Consider the following 1,182-nt stretch of genomic DNA (forward strand, 5'->3'; position numbering starts at 1 on the left):
CCGAGCAGCGCGGCCAGGTCACCGGTCTGCTCGCCCGCGCCGGGCAGGCTGCCCAGCGGGGTCAGCGCGCGCTGCGCCTCGCCGGCCTTGGCGACCTGCATCCGGGCCAGGTTGGCCAGTTGCCGGCCGGGGCCGCACTCGACGAGCGCCCAGGTGCCCTCGGCGAGCAGCGTGGCCACGCACGCGCCGAAGCGGACCGGGCGGCGCAGGTGCGCGGCCCAGTACGCCGGGTCGGTGGCCTGCGCCTCGGTGATCCAGGTGCCCGTCACGTTCGACAGGAACGGCACCGCCGGGGCGCGCAGCGGCACGGTGGCCATCAGCGCGGTGAACTCGTCCAGGATCGGGTCCATCATCGGCGAGTGGAACGCGTGCGAGGTGCGCAGCAGCTTCGATTTGTTCTTGCCGCCCAGGCTGGCGGCGAACTCTTCCACGAGCGCGGTCTCGCCGGCCACCACGCAGGTGCCGGGGCCGTTGACGGTGGCCACCGACAGGCCCTGAGGCAGCCGGTCGGCCACCGCCGACTCGTCGAGCGTGACCGCCAGCATCGAGCCGGCGGGCAGGGAGTGCATGAGCCGGCCCCGGGCGGCCACCACGCGCAGCGCGTCCGCGAGGTCGAGCACGCCGGCGAGCGTGGCGGCCACGTACTCGCCGATGGAGTGGCCGATCATCGCGGCCGGGACGACCCCGGCGGCCCGCCACGCGACGGCGAGGGCGTACTCGACGGTGAACAACGCGGGCTGGGTCCACCGGGTCTCGGTGAGCTTGTCCGCCGCGTCCGGGTCGCGGCCGAGGATCAGGTCCCGGATGTCCAGGCCCAGCTCGGGGCGGAGCAGGTCGGCGCACTCGTCCACGGCGGCGGCGAACGCCCGGTCCTGGGCGTACAGTTCGGCGCCCATCCCGGCGTACTGCGAGCCCTGGCCGCTGAACAGGAACGCCACCCGGGGGGCGGGTCCGTCGGCGACGCCCCGGTGGCCCTTGCGCCGCTCGCGCAGCGCGGCGGCGGCGGACGCCGGGTCCCCGGCCACGACGGCGGCGCGGTGGGCGTACGTCTGGCGGCCGACGCGCAGCGTGTGCGCCACGTCGGCGAGCGCCACGTCGCTGCCGCCCTCCAGGTGCTCGGCGAGCCGGCGCACGGCGACGTCCAGCGCGGTCGGCGTCTTCGCCGACACCTGGAGCAGGTGC

At 76.2% G+C, this 1,182-nt stretch carries 1 protein-coding gene; it reads right to left on the bottom strand.

Annotated features, from left to right (window positions below; all coding sequences use genetic code 11):
• A partial coding sequence (locus tag MCBG_RS06115; protein WP_157560815.1) for an acyltransferase domain-containing protein occupies positions 1 to 1,182 on the bottom strand: 1,182 nt, incomplete at both ends.

This window comes from Micromonospora sp. M42, assembly GCF_000568915.1.
Classification (GTDB): Bacteria; Actinomycetota; Actinomycetes; order Mycobacteriales; family Micromonosporaceae; genus Micromonospora; species Micromonospora chalcea.